Here is a 17,900-nt window from a genome sequence, read left to right on the forward strand (position 1 = left end):
TTAAATACCTTTTAATTGTTGAATTTTGTCTGCAAAATAAGCGGTTTTTTCAGGATTTGAGAAACTTAATTTAATATATAGCTGAATTGCCTTGTCAATCTGACCCTGTTTAGCCAATACTTCAGCCATTGTTTCCGTAAGAATTTCCTTTGATTCATTGGAAACCAGTGCGGTTTCTGCTACTTTTTTCTCCTGTTCTGGTGAAGTGCCCAGATCGTCCGGATTCGGATGATGGTTTTTCATATCCTTAAGCCAATCGGTAAAACGTCTCAGTTTAGTGGTCAGTTTATCCTGAGGAATCTTGCTCAAATCAATCTGAATACCCTGTGAAGCAAAGTAATCGATGGTATGCAGCTTATCCTGAACAGGTTCAATGTTTAATTCTGTTTCCTTTTCTATAGGCTTTTTAAATTCGGCCAGTTGGCTCGACAATATACTGGCTATTTTGGCGTCGCTCTTGTCCTGATCGGGGTGCTGTGTTCTGCTTCCGTATTCCTCCTCACTGTATTCCTGTTCAGGTAACAATGGGGCAGGCTGCTCTGTCTGATTTAGCGCGCTGAAAACAGGATCAAATTTTTCGGAAGAAGGTACTTCCGGTAATGTATAATCAACCGGTTCAGAAGGGGTATTTTCACGAATAACTGGAATGATAGTTCCAGGCTTATCTAATGGTTCAATACCTTTCATTAATTCTCTAACCGATTCAATAGTTGGAATAGAAATATCTGGATTAGGGAGTTCTGGCGCTACGAAAGATTTTTCGGCATCTTCCAAAGTATCTTCAATCTTAGGCAGGTTAATCATTTCATCCCACTCCAGATCTTTTTGTCTGATGGATCGTAACAAAGCGGTGTCCAATTCTTGCTTAGGTGCCTGATCAATCCCGGGATCCTTCAATGCTTCTAATTGAAATTGAAGCCAGTGAGGGTTGGTAAAATATAGGGCAGTCCTCATGGCCTGTGAGCCCACCAAAGGGTGATCATCTTTCTTTAATTTGGCTGCAAACAGGTATTGACCGGGAGAGAAGAAAGGGTATTCGTGAACCAATTTTTCAATTACTTCCATTTTAGTGGAAGACAAATCGGCATTTCCCGTCAAGTGCATCAGTGCTTTTTCCTGCGTAAATTTCATAAACAATAAAGATACAAATCTATCTATTACCAGTTATTAAATATTCGGTTGAAGATTTCATCTGTGATATTCCGAATTACTTCGTCTAGTAGTTGTCCCTCGGCCTGCTGTAACGTTAAATTGGCTGAGAAGTCAAAACTTCTGGTAACATCAAATTCTTCTACTTTATTCTCAAGGGTCTTTCTAAGTACAATGTGAACCGTAACAGTTAATCGGTTGGTGCTAGCCTGCTGAGCAGATACACCCACAGTCTGACTGGGATCGTAATTGGTGATGCTGCCATTAATTACATAATCGGCATCGTCATTGTTGGTTCTAGTAAGTTTAGTTTGACTGGTAATCTTAGCTTGCAATTTGTCTGTTAGTTTGGGACTCAGTTGCGGATTTACATACCTGGCTTTGTTGTCAATAAAACCAATCTTTACTGTTTTTACATTTGTAGGTATAACAGCATCATTGAATTTATAAACAAAGCATCCTTGCAGTAAAACTACGAGGATGATGGTTGCAGTAAAGAAGCAATACTTTATTTTATTCGTCAATATCATATTCTTTCAATTTTCTGTATAAGGTTCTTTCGCTGATTCCCAAATCTATAGATGCATCTTTTCGTTTTCCTCTGTGCTTTTTCAAGGCTTTTACAATCAACTCTTTTTCCTTGTCCATTATATTGAGGGATTCTTCTATTTCTTCATGCATTTGAATAGCATCTTCGTGAAGAATCACCGGAGCAGAAGTGACTGTATGTTGTGAAGGCAATAGATTACTACCTGAATTAACGGGTGAATTGCCAGCATTTACTGTATTGATAATCGGCACTTCATTTACAGCAGGTGAATAATCGTTTAAAATGGATTCTTTTGTAAAATTGGCTGCTGCGCCTGCCAGGGAAGGGTTCTGTAATATTTCAACAAACATCTTTTTCAATTCCGTTACGTCTTTTTTCATATCGAAAAATAGTTTGTATAAAATCTCCCTTTCGTTGGCAAATTCTCCGGTAGCAGGTGCACCTGCAATCATGGGCATTCTGTTTTCTTTTTTATCCGGAAGAAACAGGCTCATTTCTCTTCCATTCACCATATTCGACTGACTCAATACGGATATCTGTTCTGCTATATTTTTAAGTTCTCTGATGTTACCAGGCCATGGATAATTGATAAGCATTTGCCTGGCATCTTCATCCAGCTGCACCGGTGTGGTTTTATATCTTTCCGCAAAATCAACAGCAAATTTTCTGAATAGCAATAAAATATCTTCCTTGCGGTCTCTCAATGAAGAAACGCGGATAGGTACCGTACTTAATCTATAATAAAGGTCTTCTCTGAATTTTCCTTTTTGTGTAAAATCCAGAAGCTCTCTGTTGGTTGCTGCAATTACCCTTACATCTGTTTTCTGAACTTTGGAGCTACCTACTCTAATGAACTCGCCTGTTTCCAGCACACGAAGTAGTCTAGCCTGTGTGCCCAATGGCATTTCGCCAATTTCATCCATGAACAGAGTACCGCCATTCACCGTTTCAAAATAGCCTTTTCTGCTATCCACTGCACCTGTAAATGCACCTTTTTCGTGGCCGAATAATTCGGAATCAATGGTGCCTTCCGGAATAGCTCCGCAGTTAACGGCAATAAATGGATTGTGCTTTCTAGAAGAAAGTGAATGAATGATTTGTGAAAAAACTTCTTTACCAACACCGCTTTCCCCTACAATTAATACCGTTAAATCGGTGGCAGCCACCTGCACAGCGGTATTTAATGCATGATTCAGTGCGGTAGAATTACCAATAATGCCAAAACGATTTTTTATACTTTGTAAATCCATTTATATCAGTTTATGGATGATCAACTATTTTTCCCAATAGGGTAGCCCTTGTGCAGTCTGTTATGTTAACCCAAACATAATCGCCCGGTTTTTGCAGACTGCTCGATTTTGGGAAAACGGTTATTTTATTTTGACTGGTTCTTCCTGTCCAGTCACCGGAGTCTCTTTTCGAGTCAGCTTCAATCAATATCTTAAATGTCTTACCAATATCTCGTTGATTGTTTCTGGTAGATAACTCACCTTGTTTGTCAACAATTTCCTGTAGCCTTCTTTTTTTTACTTCCAGCGAAATATCGTCTTTAAATCTTCTGGCAGCCAGTGTTCCGGGTCTTTCACTGTAGAAGTACATATAGCTCATATCAAAACCACAGTAGTCCATCAGGCTCAATGTATCCTTGTGGTCTTCTTCTGTTTCAGTACAAAATCCGGCAATCATGTCCGAAGTAATTCCACAGTCGGGTAAAAGTTCTCTAATTCTGTCTACTTTAGCCAGGTACCATTCTCTGGAATAAGTTCTGTTCATTAACTGTAGCAGTCGAGTACTTCCGCTCTGAACAGGTAAGTGAATGCACTTGCAAATATTTTCATATTTTGCCATGGTTATCAGCACATCGTCTGTGATGTCTTTGGGGTGAGAAGTACTGAAACGAATTCTCAGTTCAGGGCTTACCAGGGCAGCCATTTCAAGCAAATTGGCAAAAGTTACCATCTGCTTTTTTTCTTCATCTTCCCAATAGTAGCTATCTACGTTCTGACCCAAAAGCGTAACTTCTTTATATCCTGTATCTACCAGCTGCTGAATCTCCTGAATAATGGAGTCTGCTGATCTGCTTCTTTCTCTTCCACGGGTAAAAGGAACCACACAGAAACTACACATATTGTTACATCCTCTGGTGATAGATACAAATGCGGTGATGCCATTGCTGTTTAAACGAACCGGAGAAATATCTCCATAGGTTTCTTCCCTGCTCAGCAATACATTTACCCCCTTTTGTCCTGAAGACGCTTCTTCAATTAAAGCGGGCAATGATCGGTAAGCATCGGGTCCAATTACCAGATCTACCAGTTTTTCCTGTTCAAGTAATTGAGCTTTCAGTCTTTCTGCCATGCATCCCAACACCCCAATCAACATGCCCGGACGGGTCTTTTTTACCTTTCTGAATTCAGTAAGTCTTTTTCTGATGGTTTGTTCTGCTTTTTCTCTGATAGAGCAGGTATTAATTAAAACCAGGTCTGCCATCTCAAATTGAGGGGTAGCGCTGAACTGGTTTTCCTGTAGTATGGCAGCCACTACTTCACTATCCGAAAAGTTCATAGCACAACCATAACTTTCTATGTAAAACTTTTTTTGAAAATCAGCAGGAGATTCAGCCGCCTGAAACGCTTCACCCTGTCTGGATTCATCGTGTGTTTTATTCATTAATTCCGCCAGTTCCATTCTTGTTAATTAAGATACAAATGTACAATTATTCCCTTGTTTATGTCAGTTTGTCAGCGTTAAATCCTCTAAAATAGCAGGGGTTTATTATATTTGGAACAGAAATAAGCGCACATGAGAATATTTTTCCTGTGGTTAACCCTTTTGTTAACAACCGGATTTATTGTGAGAGGGCAGGACAATGTGGTTCAGGCATTAAAAAGAGAGATCAATCGAACAATAAAAAAGGACAATGACACAACAGGCTGGAAATGGAAAAGAGGGGGGCTATTCAGTTTCAATCTTGCTCAAGGCTCATTGAGCAACTGGGCTGCAGGGGGTGATAATTTTTCCCTGTCTGCCAATGGCTACATGAATTATTTTATTCTATACAAGCAGAAGCGTCATTTCTGGGATAATTCAGTCGATATTAATCTGGGATATATCCAAAGCACTAGTTTGGGGAGTCGTAAAAATGATGACCGTATTGACTATTTAAGCAAATACGGATATAAAATGGACTCGTCCGGAAAATGGTATGTTTCTACGCTGATTAATTTCAGATCACAGTTTTTTGATGGGTATACCTTCAATAACAATATTCCAACCTTTACTTCTTCGCTCCTTTCACCCGCATATATTATTTTGTCAGCTGGTTTTGATTATAAACCCGATCCTTATTTATCGGTTTTTATTTCCCCACTTACATCAAGATGGATTGTGCTTGCAAACAAAGCATTATCTGACCGCGGGGGATATGGTGTGCCACCGGGTGCAGGATCTTTTAATCAGATAGGTGCTTTTGTCACGCTGAATTACAGCAATGAAATTGCCAAGAACATCACTTATAAGGGTAAGATGGATCTCTTTTCCAATTACCAGAACAGTCCGCAGAATGTGGACCTTTTTATGACGAATTTATTCTCGTTCAAAATCAATAAATTCTTTTCGGCTACTTACAGTCTCGACTTAATTTATGACGATGATGTAAGATTGTTTGGCCCCACCAAAAAATCTCCAGGATTACAGACCAAAAGTCTGATTGGGATTGGCTTTTTAAAGCCAATCAATACAAAAAAAAGCTAAGCCAGATTTTCCTATACGGCAGTATTACTAAAAGCTGTTATCGGGTGATAACTCGAAGTAGATTTTTTATTTTATTGGCTTTATGGGTTAAATCCTGATAGTCTTTATGCATAACGGTTACATGTCCCATTTTTCTGCCGGGTTTAGTAGTAGACTTACCATATAAATGCACGAATGCATTTTCAATTTTCAACACTTCTTCTAAACCTTCATATACGGCTTTCCCACTATGACCTTCGTCGCCAATGATATTGATAATAGCCGCTGGTAAAATCGGATCTGTATTACCTAAAGGATACTGAAGCATGATTCTCCATAACATATCGTATTGACTGCTGTAATTGGCTTCAATGGTATGGTGTCCGCTATTATGTACTCTTGGAGCAGTTTCATTTACCCAAACTTCATCTTTGTCGTCTATGAACATTTCAACAGCAAATAATCCAGGACTATTCAAAGCTTTTACTAGTTTAATGGCAATTGCTTCTACTACCCAAAGTACTTTTTCCGGAATCAGCGCAGGACTTACTTGATAGTCAAGTAAATTTAATACAGGATTAACCATCATTTCTGATGCCGGGAATAAACTGGTTTCGCCCTTATCGTTCATTGCAATAATCATTGCAATTTCTTTTTTGATCCGCACTTTTTTCTCCAGGACGCTGGGGGCATCAAATGCCTTGTCAGCGTCATATACGTCATTGATAATTTGAACTCCTTTTCCATCATAACCTCCTTCCCCAATTTTATGAACAGCAGGTAGAAAATCCAGGTGGTTTAAAACATCGGACTTTGTCTGCGTAATTATAAAATCAGAACTAGGAATACCATTGGATCTGTAGAATTCCTTTTGGACAATTTTATTTTTGATAGTTCTGATAGCAGAGGGATGAGGATACACTTTTACTCCTTCTGACTGTAGTTTTTCTAGAGCGTCAACGTTAACGGCTTCAATTTCAATCGTAATGGCATCAAGACCTTTGCCAAATTGATAAACCGTATCAAAATCTGTAATATCCCCTTTTGTAAAGTGATGACAAAGATGTGCAGATGGACAATTTTCATCGTTTTCCAGCACATGGGTTTCAACAGTATAATTGGCAGCTGCCTGCAATAACATGCGACCTAACTGGCCACCTCCCAGAATTCCGACTTTCATAAGGATAAAGATAGTTAAATTTGCAGGTATGTTACCCGATTATCCACATAAGCGATTCAGCGATTTGCGAGTTGCTTATAACCTGCTGATAGAGGCTTTGACGATTAGTCATTGATGCAATGGTAATATCAGGGCTATATTTAACCATTTAGTAGTTAAATTAATGTCAGCCACTCTTTTTACGGTAACCCTCTTTTTAATTTATTAATTATAATTTCAATTCTATGAATACAATATCTGCTATGCCGATAAACCCTGTAATGAAAGACGGGGATTTCGTGCCCTTACAAGGTACCGATTATGTTGAGTTTTATGTAGGAAATGCTAAGCAGGCTGCACATTTTTATAAAACAGCTTTTGGATTTCAAAGCCTGGCTTATGCCGGCCCTGAAACAGGTATTAAAGACAAAGCCAGTTATGTAGTAAGGCAAAACAAATTAACATTTGTATTTACCACCCCACTTCGTGCAAACAACCCAATAGCGGATCATATTTACAAGCATGGGGATGGTGTTAAGCACTTAGCTTTAATGGTGGAAGATGCTGCTGATGCATGGTTTCAAACAACCAGCAGGGGAGCTGTTTCGGCCATGGAACCCTTAAAATATACGGATGACAATGGTGAAGCAGTTGTGAGTGGTATCCATACCTATGGAGATACCGTACATTTATTCATTGAAAGAAAGAACTATAAGGGAGTTTTTCTGCCTGGCTATGTAGCCTGGAATTCCCACTATAATCCTTCTAGTACAGGTCTTTTATATGTAGATCATTGTGTTGGTAATGTGGGTTGGAATCAAATGAATAAGTGGGTGGCTTTTTATGAGAACGTATTAGGGTTTAAAAATATTCTGAGCTTCGACGACAATGATATTTCTACTGAATACTCTGCCTTAATGAGCAAGGTAATGAGTAATGGTAATGGGTTTGTAAAGTTCCCAATTAATGAACCTGCAGAAGGAAAGAAAAAATCTCAGGTGGAAGAATATCTTGATTTTTATGATGGGGAAGGATGCCAGCACGTTGCATTAGCAACCAATGATATTGTAGCAACTGTCTCTGAATTACAAAAACGTGGAATTGAGTTTTTAAAAGTACCTACTACTTATTACGATGAGTTACAAGACAGAGTTGGTAAGATTGATGAAGATATTGAACCGTTGAAAGAGCTAGGCATATTGGTGGATAGAGATGATGAAGGTTATCTTTTACAAATTTTCAGTAAACCTGTGGAAGACAGACCTACTTTGTTCTTTGAAATTATTCAGCGAAAAGGAGCAAAAAGTTTTGGTAAAGGCAATTTCAAAGCGTTGTTTGAGGCGCTAGAAAGAGAACAGGATTTGCGGGGAAATCTGTAAGTTCAGCTATATATCTGCTGATTATTTAAAAAGCAGTGACAAAAAGAATATGAATGAGAAGAGGAGCAGGTAGTGCCCTCTTCTTTTATTTTTAAACAGCTTTGTATTGCTCAACAGCAAGCCTAATAGCTTTGCAGGATGAATAAATTTCTCTGTTCAGATTGAACAAAGTTGATATGTCTTTTTCTTTCAAACTGTTTTGCCCCGCATGAAAATAATAATGTTCTATTCTGTCATTGAATCCCTTCCTCATTTGCTCTGTTAACTCATCTAGTTTTAGTACGGTGTTATTAGTGGATTCACTCGTTAAAGAGTGCTGAAGTTCTGTATAAAAAATATTTAATGAAGACTGCAGTTCGTGAAATAACTCATATTTAACTTCATTGGTTGAGTTGCTGAATTCTGTTTTGTCTGCATAGATATCTTTCATGGATTTGCAGGAATACATGGCATTCCTTAATGATTCCATGAGTTGATTGATAGATTTTATTTCCTCAGTTTCTCTTAATTGAGGAATGGTTTTGGCATAAAATGCCAGTATTTCGCCTTCTGTTTCTTTTAGTAGTTGATATGATTCCATTAGCGGTAATTCATTGTGATAAGCTTGGATCCATACCGGTTTTAAATGAAAGCTTCCCAAATTAAACGCAATTGCTTTATATAAATATGTTTCTACCTCTTTTTTAATCATATCTGTTATGGTAGAAGGAATTTCAATACTAGCATTTTGAAGATAAGTGGTATATGTCTTTTTGATTTCTTTAAATTGTTTGTCCAAAAAGTCTCCGTATGGATTAAGGAAAAAATAAATAATAAATACACCTGCAATATTGATGAATGTTTGAAAGGCAACAAGAATCAAAATCGGGTCTTTGATTCCCAATTCAGCAATTAAGGTAATTATGGGCTGAATAAAAATAAATCCACCGGCCGAAGTAAATACATTAAATAAACTATTCCCCAATGCTACTCTTTTTTTAGCTGCATTTCCGCCAATGGCTCCCAGAATTAACTTTACTGTAGTTCCCAATTCTGCTCCTAATACAACCGCAATAGCAGTTTCTATGGGAATAATACGTGAATACAGTGCAGTTAGCACTACAACAATTGTTGCAGAGCTAGTTTGAACCACAGCAGTAATGGCAAATCCAATCAACAAAAAAACAATACTTGGGTAAGAAAGGTATGGGGTAAAATCAAATGCTTTCATTAGGGAATCCATACTCTCCTTCATGAATTGTAAGCCAAGGAAGAGCATGCCAATCCCCATGAAAAAGAGGGCAATTCTGTTCAGATTTTTTTTCTTGTTGAAAATAATGAGACTGATACCGGAAAGGCCAATCAGGGGAAGTGTAATGCTATTTAATTCAACCTTAAATCCCAGCAAAGCAACCAGCCAGCTATTGAAAGTGCCTCCTATATTGGCCCCCAATACAACAGCCATAGCATTTCTCATGGTTAAAATTCCTGCGCCTACCAAAGAGAGAACCATCAGGTTTACAATGGAACTGCTTTGCAATAATGCCGTCACAACTGTCCCGCTAAAAATAGCCCTCAATTTCTTTTTGGTATTTTTTTGTAGGAATAACTTGAACGAACGGCCCTCCATCTGTTTTAACGCTTCTTCTAAATGTGACATCCCATAGAGAAAAAGGCCAAGACCCGCTACCAGCATCCAAAATTCAGAGCTACTCATTTTAATTATTTATTGCGCATTAATTTAGGACCATACCAAAGCCAGAAACCAGTAACGGTAAAAACAATTAGTGCAAGCCCCATAATTAAGGTGTAGAATAATTTGAAATAACCGTCCCATCCTAAATAATAGTCAATGATGGAACCGTCGTGAATTTTTTCAATAAAATCGGCCCTCCTTTTTTCGATGAAAAGCAGATCGCCGGATTTCCCATCCAGTTGAAGTCCGGTAAAATGATCTTTGAAAGTAAATTTTACCATCCCCTTATCCTTTCTTATATCAATTCTGTCAACTTCAGTTGAGAGTGTGGGCGATACAGAATCCTTTAAATACTTGCAGGCATTTTTGTGTAAACTATCAAGACTAATCCATTCTGCTAAATTTACCGATTGTCCCTTGTACGATTCTGCCATGATTAACCCCCCGCTATTCTTTTTCCATCCCAATAGAATGCCGCTAAGACCTACTACAAAGAAAAATGCAAACAGCAAAACACCAGTAATACGATGAATTTTTCTGAAGTCCCGTAGTGTTTTAGCCTGTGCTTGTCTTTTTAATTTCATATTCAAAATTTAAACGGTCAGGTTCCCCATAATAGGGCATTATCACTTCTTTTATTTTTAAAGCACCCAGTTTTTCCATTGCTTTCTGAGAGCGATAATTTTCGGCACCTACAAAAAAATGAACACTATTTGTAAACCGGAGCGCATAATTAATCATTAATTCCTTTACTGCTTTGTTATATAATTTTCCCCAGCATTTTCTGGCAAAAAAAGTATAACCAATTTCAATCTGGTTTGCTAATTCTTTGTAGTTGCAAAAGCGACTGCTTCCAATAGCCTCTTTTGTTTTTGTATCTCTAATAATAAAAGCTCCCTTGGATTCAATTGCGCCCTTAAAAAAATTAAGAAATACGGTTCGCTGGTACCTGTTTTTGTTTGGATGCTGTTCCCATATTAAGGGGTCGGATGCCACAGCATACAACTCTTCAAAATCAGTTTCCTTTAACGGAACCAGACAGACAATTTCATTCTTTAAATCAGTGGGTTGCCAATTCATTTCTATTCAATTGATATATGGAGTGTTTTCCTGCTGTTTTGTTTGAAATTATGGATATTAATAACGCAAACGGGAAAAAAGAAATACCAAATAATTCTGCAGCCAAAATTGTAGCAGTGATGGGCGATTTTGCTGCTGCTCCAAATACTGCAACCATCCCCATACCCGCAAGGTATCCAGGTGAAAGTGGAATAAAAACACTTAATGCACTTCCCAGTGTTGCTCCAATAAAGAATAGAGGGGTTACTTCACCACCTTTGAAACCAGATTGTAAGGTGATTACTGTTAGTAATATTTTAAGTAAGAATTCATGTGCAGGCGCAGCATGGCTGAAACTTTTTGTTATAGTTGGAATTCCCAGCCCAGCTATTTCAATAAATGGGCTAAAAAGCAGAAAAGTGGCAACCAAAGTACCTCCAATAATTATTCGGATGTAATGATTGGGCAGCCATTTATTATTGAATGATGCTAATATATTCATCAGGTATTTAAATAACCAGGCTGCTATCCCGAATATGATTGCGGCAATGATGTTCCAGAGTAAAGGGTTAGAAGGCGATCTGAAGCTCAATGGAATTGAATAAACAGTATGTTCTATCCCAATTATTTGAGTTGTCCAATCTGCCAGAAAAGAGCAAATGATTACCGGTATGATTTCAAATATTTTTCTTGGTCTAAAAGACTCCCATTCAAAGGCAAAGACAATGCCCGCCACCGGAGTTCCAAAAACGGATCCAAATCCGGCGGCAACTGCCGCTCTCAAGAAAATGGATTCTTCTTTATCGGATAGTTTAAACAACTGAAAGAAAGGAGAGGAGAGGGAGGCGGATAACTGCAGTGCTGTGCCTTCTCTACCCGCAGAGCCTCCCAACAAGTGCGTAATTAAAGTCCCCGTTAATACCAGCGGAGCCATTAACAGGGATATAGCTTTACCGGTGTTCTTTTTTAATCTGGCCAATACCCATTTGTTACCCTTTTCCGCATCAGGACAAATATGTTTATAAAGGAGTACGCTGATAAAACCTCCAAAGGGCAATAGACAGATTAACCACTGATTCTCATTTCTAATATTACCAACAGTATCCAGCGTGAATAAAAAAAAAGCGGATGCAAAACCCGCCAATAAAGACACGATTAAAAGTAATATAATGTATTTGGGTAAATTCCTGATTTTAATCATTTTTCAAGAAGGTAACGTAAACTAACTTCAACAAATAAAAATACAACATTATGGAAAAACACGATTTGCATCATGAATTCCCTGGTATGGATGCCCGTATTTCAGCATTAAAAGTTGAGAACGCACATTTTAAAAAACTGGCAGATGAATATGATGAAGTTAATCATTCTGTTTACAGAATTGAATCTGGAGCTGAAAATGCATCAGATGAAACGTTAACTCATTTGAGAAAACAAAGATTGCAATTAAAAGATGAATTGTATGCTCTGTTAACCCAATAAGATTCAGGATAAAGGTAGTGCAACTGTAAAAGTGCTACCTTTTCCTTCTTCGCTTATCACACTGATTTCACCGGAGTGGGCTTCTACAATTTTCTTGCAAATATTTAACCCAAGACCGTAAGATTTTTCGCCTTCGGTCCCTTTTCGTTTACCTGATTTTGAAATATTGAATATTTCTGGAAGTATTTTATCTGGTATTCCAATTCCTTGATCAGTAATCTTAATGATGGCGTAGTTGTCTTTTACATCCAACCTAACTGTGATGGAAGTATCCCTTTTACTGAATTTAACTGAATTGGTTACCAGGTTAAATACCACTCTTTTCATTTTTTCAGGATTCATGGGAACACTAATATCATTCTCTAAATACTGAACCGTTAACAGTTGATTCTTTTCTTTCACTTTTATGTCCAGAATAGCGACACAATCATTGATAAACTCATTGAGTAAAGTAGGTTCCTTTTCTATATTGCTACTCGAAATATCTGCTGTGGCCATTATTTCTGCAATAAGTGTCAATGAGCTATTGCAGGCAGATTTTATCATTTCCAAATACTCTTTTTTTTGTTCCTCGTTTTCTTCGGTCATAATAATTTCGACCATGGTAGGAATAGAAGCTACAGGCGTTCTTAGGTCATGTGCTACCAATTTGAGGATGCTGTCTTTTTCCCCTAAAGTTTTTTGTAATGCCCCCATGGCAATTTCCAGCTGTTCATTTTGAGAATGAACGGTTTCATTTAATTCTTTTAATTTGTTGATATGCTTTTTAGATAAAAGCCAGTTTCTGGCCAACACAATACTGAGTAAGATTACAAAAGCCATAACAGCAAGTGACATTAATAAATAGGCCCTGGAAATTTCGTTTTCTTGTCTTGCAATCTGTAATTGATTTTCTTGTTCCAGTAATTCCAACTGTTTATTAATATCTACTTCATAAATTTTCTTATTTATTTTTTCGTCAGCTTCAAATAAATCCTGATATTTTGCTAAGTGATAATAAGCTTTTGTAGGATTATCTATCATTTCATAATACTTCCAGGAAAGTTTATGCCATTTTATTTCACCTTTTGGGTTTGGCGTTTTGTTCAAGGATACTCTAATTTCTATCAAAGCATTTTCTAAATCAGCAATTCTTTCTGTTTCTTGGTATAGCTCTGCCAGTTTTAAATAACTGTACTGCGCATCTATCGTTTCTCCCCCTTTTTTAAAATTAATTTGGATGCTTTTCTGATAAAGTTTTTCTGCCTCTTTTACATCTCCTTTTTTACGATAAACATCCCCTAAATTCCCATAAACCACACCTTTTGCCATTTCGTCGTAAAACTGGGTGGAAGTATCTTTCTTTTGATGGCTATTTATAAAATCAAGTGCTTTGTTATAATAAGAAGTAGCGCTATCATAGTTGCCCAACATATAGAAGCTGAGGGCAATATTATTCATCAATTCTTGTTTCCGATAGTAGCTGGCATACATATCGCCTTCATCACATTGAATGGCATCTGATAAACTACTTTTGAAACTATTGGCTGCTTCTTTAAATTTCTTTTGTTTGTAAAGAATCATGGCTAACCTATAGTTATATTCCTTTTGAGAACAATAATCAGTTATAGTAGATTTAAACTGTCTGGCTTTGTAATAAAATGTATAAGCTTCATTAAATAAGTTACTTGCATAAAGCGCATCCCCCTTGGTATAATAGGCCATCGCAAATGCGTTGGGATACTTTTCTGGAGAAAGTTGATTCAATAACAACAAGGTTGAATCGGCATATAGAACGGCTGAATCTCCATTTTGAAGATAATAGCAGTAATAGGATGATTTGTATCGGTAGTAATTTGCCTTTTGTTCATCTGATAACTTCATGCCACGAACCAAAGAGTCAATAAAAAGACTTTCTTCCCTTTTATCCGATACCTGTTGCTTACTGATTAAACTGATATTGGAATCAATAAAGCTTCCTTTATTGTTCCAATCTTTATGATTGCTAGGTTGCTTACATCCCCCAATTAAAGCCAAAACCAATACCGTAATAATGAAGGAACTCGTTTTCATTGTTGACTGTTTTCATTTTGGTTGGGGGGTACACAATATTAAAAAAATTAATTCATGTTTTTATTGCTAAATAACTGATAAATGTCATGTAATTGCAAATACGATTATGATTAAAAGGGTAGAAATGAAAAAGAGCCCCAGAGGGCTCTTTTCTATTTTATATCAAACTTATGATTGGGCCTGTTACCATTCTGATTCAAAGTTTTACTTGAAAACTTCAATGGATGAGCTCCAGGGATTAGTAACGGTACATATCAGACTTAAATGGACCATTTTTGCTAATACCTAAGTAGGCGGCTTGCTCGTCGGTTAACTCATCTAATTGAGCACCCACTTTGGCAAGGTGTAAACGAGCAACTTTCTCATCCAGGTGCTTAGGAAGAACATACACTTTGTTTTCATAGTTCTTGTGGTTCTGCCATAATTCAATCTGAGCCAAAGTTTGGTTAGAGAATGAGTTACTCATCACAAATGAAGGGTGACCAGTTGCACAGCCAAGGTTAACCAAACGACCTTCTGCCAATACAATTACGTCTTTACCTTCAATATTATATAAATCAACCTGAGGCTTGATGGTGTCTTTTGTATGACCATAGTTCGCATTTAACCAAGCCATGTCAATTTCAATATCAAAGTGACCAATATTACATACAATCGCTTTGTCTTTCATTAGACGGAAATGCTTTTCAGTAATCAGGTCTCTACAACCAGATGCAGTTACAATGATATCTGCTTCGGTAACAGCAACCGCCATTGGCTTTACTTCAAATCCATCCATCGCAGCTTGTAAAGCACAAATTGGATCAATTTCAGTTACAATTACACGGCAACCCGCACCACGCAAAGAAAGTGCAGAACCTTTACCAACATCACCGTATCCACCTACAACAGCAACTTTACCTGCCATCATAACATCGGTAGCACGACGAATCGCGTCAACTAATGATTCCTGACAACCATATTTGTTATCGAACTTAGACTTAGTTACAGAATCGTTTACGTTAATAGCAGGAATAGGCAAAGTACCTTTCGCCATACGCTCGTATAAACGGTGAACACCTGTAGTAGTTTCTTCAGAAAGACCCTTGATATTGGCAATCAATTCGGGGTATTTGTCAAAAACCATATTGGTTAAATCACCGCCATCATCCAAAATCATATTCAAAGGACGATCTGCACCGCCGAAGAACAAAGTTTGCTCAATACACCAATCTGCTTCTTCTTGTGTTTGACCTTTCCAAGCAAACACGCCAACGCCTGCAGCAGCAATAGCAGCAGCAGCCTGATCCTGTGTAGAGAAAATATTACAAGAGCTCCATTTTACTTCAGCACCCAATGCCACTAAAGTTTCAATTAGTACAGCAGTTTGGATAGTCATGTGAAGGCATCCTGCAATTCTTGCCCCTTTTAAAGGTTGAGAAGCTCCGTACTCTGCTCGTAACGACATAAGTCCTGGCATTTCAGCTTCTGCTAAACGGATTTCCTTGCGACCCCAATCAGCTAGGCTGATATCAGCTACTTTATACGGTAGACTGAAGTCAATGGTAGATGTTAATGTAGACATAATAGAATTTTATTGACTGCAAAGCTAATTTTAAAGAATAAAAATGCATAATTATTTAAAAGAATAGAATAAATATCTATTTATAGAGTAAATTGCAGTATATAATAGCAGAATATCATGCCTAAAGTCGTTAAAAAAGCCGAATCCACTGTTTCTTATTCATTGGACGCCAAAGACCTGTCCATTCTTAAGTTGCTGCAGCAAAATGCAAGGGCAACAGTTAAAGAAATTGCGGACCAGGTACATTTGAGTACAACACCTGTACACGAGCGAATTAAACGAATGGAAGAAGCAGGGGTCATTAAACAGTATGCAACTTTGGTAGACCATACCAAAGTAAAAAAAGGCCTTATGGTTATTTGCTATGTGTCTCTTAAGCAACACGATAAAATAGCAGGAGGAAAATTTATCAAACGCATCCAGGAAATGCATGAAGTAATTGAATGTTACAATATATCGGGTGAGTTTGATTTTATGTTGAAAGTAGTGGCTGAAAGTATGGACGACTATTACCATTTCCACGTGAATAAGCTATCTCAAGCAGAGAATATAGGACATGTGCAATCTGTTTTTGTAATGGGAGTGATTAAACAAACCCATGTTTTGGTGCATTGATTGGTTATTTTTGCCAAAATAATTTTATTTGAATCCGTTGTTCCAATTCAATCATAGTTATCAGTCGCTTGGGAATTCATTTTTTGAAAAAGTGTTGCCCACACCTGTGGTAGCTCCTTCTTTGCTGTTGTATAATCATGCTCTGGCCAAACAGCTTGGCATTAAAGAGGGAGTAGACCCTTCTGTACTCGCTGGAATTTTAAGCGGCAATCAATTAGCAGAAGGCTCAATCCCTATTGCACAAGCCTATGCGGGTCACCAGTTCGGTTATTTTACTATGCTGGGAGATGGAAGGGCTATTTTGTTGGGGGAGCATATAGGTCCTGACGGACAAAGATGGGACATACAATTGAAAGGAGCAGGTCCAACACCGTATTCCAGAAGGGGAGATGGAAGAGCCACTTTGCGGGCCATGTTGAGAGAGTATTTGATTAGTGAAGCAATGCATGGATTAGGGATTCCGAGTTCGAGGAGCCTCGCTGTAGTAACCACAGGGGAGAAAGTATTCAGGGAAGAAGTACATGCAGGTGCGGTTTTAACCCGTGTAATGAAGAGTCATATACGAGTGGGAACTTTTGAGTACGCCAGACAGTTTTTATCAACGAAAGACCTCGAAAACCTAACCCGTTACTCGTTGGAGAGACATTATCCAGAAGTATCCATAAAAGAAAATGCAGCGCTAACATTGTTAGAACAAGTGTTACAGCAACAAGCAAGTTTAATGGCCAATTGGATGTGTGTTGGTTTTATACATGGAGTCATGAATACCGATAATATGTCCATTTCAGGGGAGACATTTGATTACGGCCCCTGCGCCTTTATCAACAGTTATGATCCCACCAAAGCTTTCAGTTCTATAGATACCAATGGACGGTATGCATTTGGCAATCAGCCTAATATTGCTCATTGGAATCTGAGTTGTTTGGCCAATGCTTTACTGCCTATTATTGATGAGGATACAGATACCGCAGTAAAAAAAGCAACAGAAGTATTGAACCAGTTTCCATCCATTTATACGCAGTTATACACGGCTACCATGGCTGCTAAAATTGGGTTTGATCAAAACAATATATCAGATGAAGTGGTTGAACTACTGAAAGATCTGATGAAATGGATGCAGGCAGAACAGGCAGATTATTCCAATACCTTTCTTACCATTGAAGGATCAATTGCAAAAAGCGGAATATATGCAAGTCCGCTCTTTGGATCCTGGATGGAAAAACGAAGTTCGCTGTTATTGGCTGCAGGAATAGATACTGTAAAATCAAAGGCAATTATGTTTCACCGCAACCCGGTTGTTATCCCCAGAAACCATCTGGTAGAAGAAGCCCTAGATGCCGTGGTTATCAATAACGATCTGGGAAAGTTTAACCAGCTTTTGCAAGTTGTTCAACATCCCTATGCAGTTTTGGGAGATTACACAAATTACCAGGAACCTCCAGTAAATGGCGATGGTTTTTATGCCACTTATTGTGGTACTTAAT

The 17,900-nt window shown here is 37.9% G+C and carries 16 protein-coding genes; 5 read left to right on the forward strand and 11 right to left on the reverse strand.

Annotated features, from left to right (window positions below):
• Genes TEGAF0_RS02075 through miaB form a run of 4 tightly spaced genes read right to left on the reverse strand, consistent with a single transcriptional unit; the run spans position 1 to position 4,387 of the window.
• On the reverse strand, positions 1–1,131 hold the full coding sequence (locus TEGAF0_RS02075) for a hypothetical protein (protein WP_264899657.1): 1,131 nt from the start codon (positions 1,129–1,131) through the stop codon (positions 1–3).
• 26 nt (positions 1,132–1,157) lie between these two features.
• Complete coding sequence (gene lptE, locus TEGAF0_RS02080; RefSeq protein WP_264899659.1) at positions 1,158–1,679, reverse strand: LPS assembly lipoprotein LptE; 522 nt, start codon at positions 1,677–1,679, stop codon at positions 1,158–1,160.
• Positions 1,663–2,949: a sigma-54 interaction domain-containing protein gene (locus TEGAF0_RS02085; RefSeq protein ID WP_264899661.1), complete on the reverse strand. Its 1,287-nt coding sequence runs from the start codon at positions 2,947–2,949 to the stop codon at positions 1,663–1,665. Before TEGAF0_RS02085 ends, lptE begins: the two co-directional genes overlap by 17 nt.
• Before the next feature lie 10 nt (positions 2,950–2,959).
• Positions 2,960–4,387: a tRNA (N6-isopentenyl adenosine(37)-C2)-methylthiotransferase MiaB gene (miaB, locus tag TEGAF0_RS02090; protein WP_264899663.1), complete on the reverse strand. Its 1,428-nt coding sequence runs from the start codon at positions 4,385–4,387 to the stop codon at positions 2,960–2,962.
• Positions 4,388–4,501: 114 nt separating this feature from the next.
• On the opposite strand from miaB, the gene TEGAF0_RS02095 reads away from it, so the two are divergent.
• The gene (locus tag TEGAF0_RS02095) at positions 4,502–5,452 is read left to right on the forward strand and encodes a DUF3078 domain-containing protein (RefSeq protein WP_264899665.1); all 951 of its coding nucleotides are present in this window, start codon (positions 4,502–4,504) and stop codon (positions 5,450–5,452) included.
• Positions 5,453–5,489: 37 nt separating this feature from the next.
• Here the strand turns inward: TEGAF0_RS02095 and TEGAF0_RS02100 are convergent, their stop codons facing one another.
• Positions 5,490–6,611 carry a 5-(carboxyamino)imidazole ribonucleotide synthase gene (locus tag TEGAF0_RS02100; protein WP_264899667.1) on the reverse strand — a complete coding sequence of 374 codons (1,122 nt, stop codon included), beginning with the start codon at positions 6,609–6,611 and terminating at the stop codon, positions 5,490–5,492.
• Between the two features lie 224 nt (positions 6,612–6,835).
• Here TEGAF0_RS02100 and hppD point away from each other — a divergent pair, with 224 nt between their 5' ends.
• Positions 6,836–7,969 (forward strand): 4-hydroxyphenylpyruvate dioxygenase, encoded by a 1,134-nt coding sequence (gene hppD, locus TEGAF0_RS02105; protein ID WP_264899669.1) that lies wholly within the window; start codon positions 6,836–6,838, stop codon positions 7,967–7,969.
• A 91-nt stretch (positions 7,970–8,060) separates the two neighbouring features.
• Here hppD and TEGAF0_RS02110 read toward each other — a convergent pair whose 3' ends face one another.
• The 4 genes from TEGAF0_RS02110 to TEGAF0_RS02125 are packed head-to-tail and all read right to left on the reverse strand — an operon-like array spanning position 8,061 to position 11,856.
• Entirely contained in the window at positions 8,061–9,665 is a 1,605-nt protein-coding gene (locus TEGAF0_RS02110) for a Na/Pi cotransporter family protein (protein ID WP_264899671.1), read from the reverse strand.
• Between the two features lie 5 nt (positions 9,666–9,670).
• Positions 9,671–10,228 carry a PepSY-associated TM helix domain-containing protein gene (locus TEGAF0_RS02115; RefSeq protein WP_264899673.1) on the reverse strand — a complete coding sequence of 186 codons (558 nt, stop codon included), beginning with the start codon at positions 10,226–10,228 and terminating at the stop codon, positions 9,671–9,673.
• Positions 10,200–10,724 carry a GNAT family N-acetyltransferase gene (locus TEGAF0_RS02120; protein ID WP_264899674.1) on the reverse strand — a complete coding sequence of 175 codons (525 nt, stop codon included), beginning with the start codon at positions 10,722–10,724 and terminating at the stop codon, positions 10,200–10,202. Before TEGAF0_RS02120 ends, TEGAF0_RS02115 begins: the two co-directional genes overlap by 29 nt.
• Positions 10,705–11,856, reverse strand: coding sequence for a chloride channel protein (locus tag TEGAF0_RS02125; RefSeq protein WP_264899675.1), 1,152 nt, complete (start codon positions 11,854–11,856; stop codon positions 10,705–10,707). The genes TEGAF0_RS02120 and TEGAF0_RS02125 overlap by 20 nt, the downstream gene beginning before the upstream one ends.
• 98 nt (positions 11,857–11,954) lie before the next feature.
• On the opposite strand from TEGAF0_RS02125, the gene TEGAF0_RS02130 reads away from it, so the two are divergent.
• Entirely contained in the window at positions 11,955–12,185 is a 231-nt protein-coding gene (locus tag TEGAF0_RS02130) for a YdcH family protein (RefSeq protein ID WP_264899676.1), read from the forward strand.
• A 3-nt stretch (positions 12,186–12,188) separates the two neighbouring features.
• Here the strand turns inward: TEGAF0_RS02130 and TEGAF0_RS02135 are convergent, their stop codons facing one another.
• Positions 12,189–14,237, reverse strand: a complete 2,049-nt coding sequence (locus TEGAF0_RS02135; protein ID WP_264899678.1) for a tetratricopeptide repeat-containing sensor histidine kinase — start codon at positions 14,235–14,237, stop codon at positions 12,189–12,191.
• Between the two features lie 238 nt (positions 14,238–14,475).
• A complete protein-coding gene (gene ahcY, locus TEGAF0_RS02140) occupies positions 14,476–15,801 on the reverse strand; it encodes an adenosylhomocysteinase (RefSeq protein ID WP_264899679.1) in 1,326 nt (441 codons plus the stop codon).
• Between the two features lie 117 nt (positions 15,802–15,918).
• Here ahcY and TEGAF0_RS02145 point away from each other — a divergent pair, with 117 nt between their 5' ends.
• Entirely contained in the window at positions 15,919–16,416 is a 498-nt protein-coding gene (locus TEGAF0_RS02145; RefSeq protein WP_264899680.1) for an Lrp/AsnC family transcriptional regulator, read from the forward strand.
• Between the two features lie 28 nt (positions 16,417–16,444).
• Positions 16,445–17,899, forward strand: coding sequence for a protein adenylyltransferase SelO (locus TEGAF0_RS02150; protein WP_264899682.1), 1,455 nt, complete (start codon positions 16,445–16,447; stop codon positions 17,897–17,899).
• The last annotated feature ends 1 nt before the right edge of the window (position 17,900 follow it).

The sequence above is a fragment of the Sediminibacterium sp. TEGAF015 genome (genome assembly GCF_025997995.1).
Classification (GTDB): domain Bacteria; phylum Bacteroidota; class Bacteroidia; order Chitinophagales; family Chitinophagaceae; genus Sediminibacterium.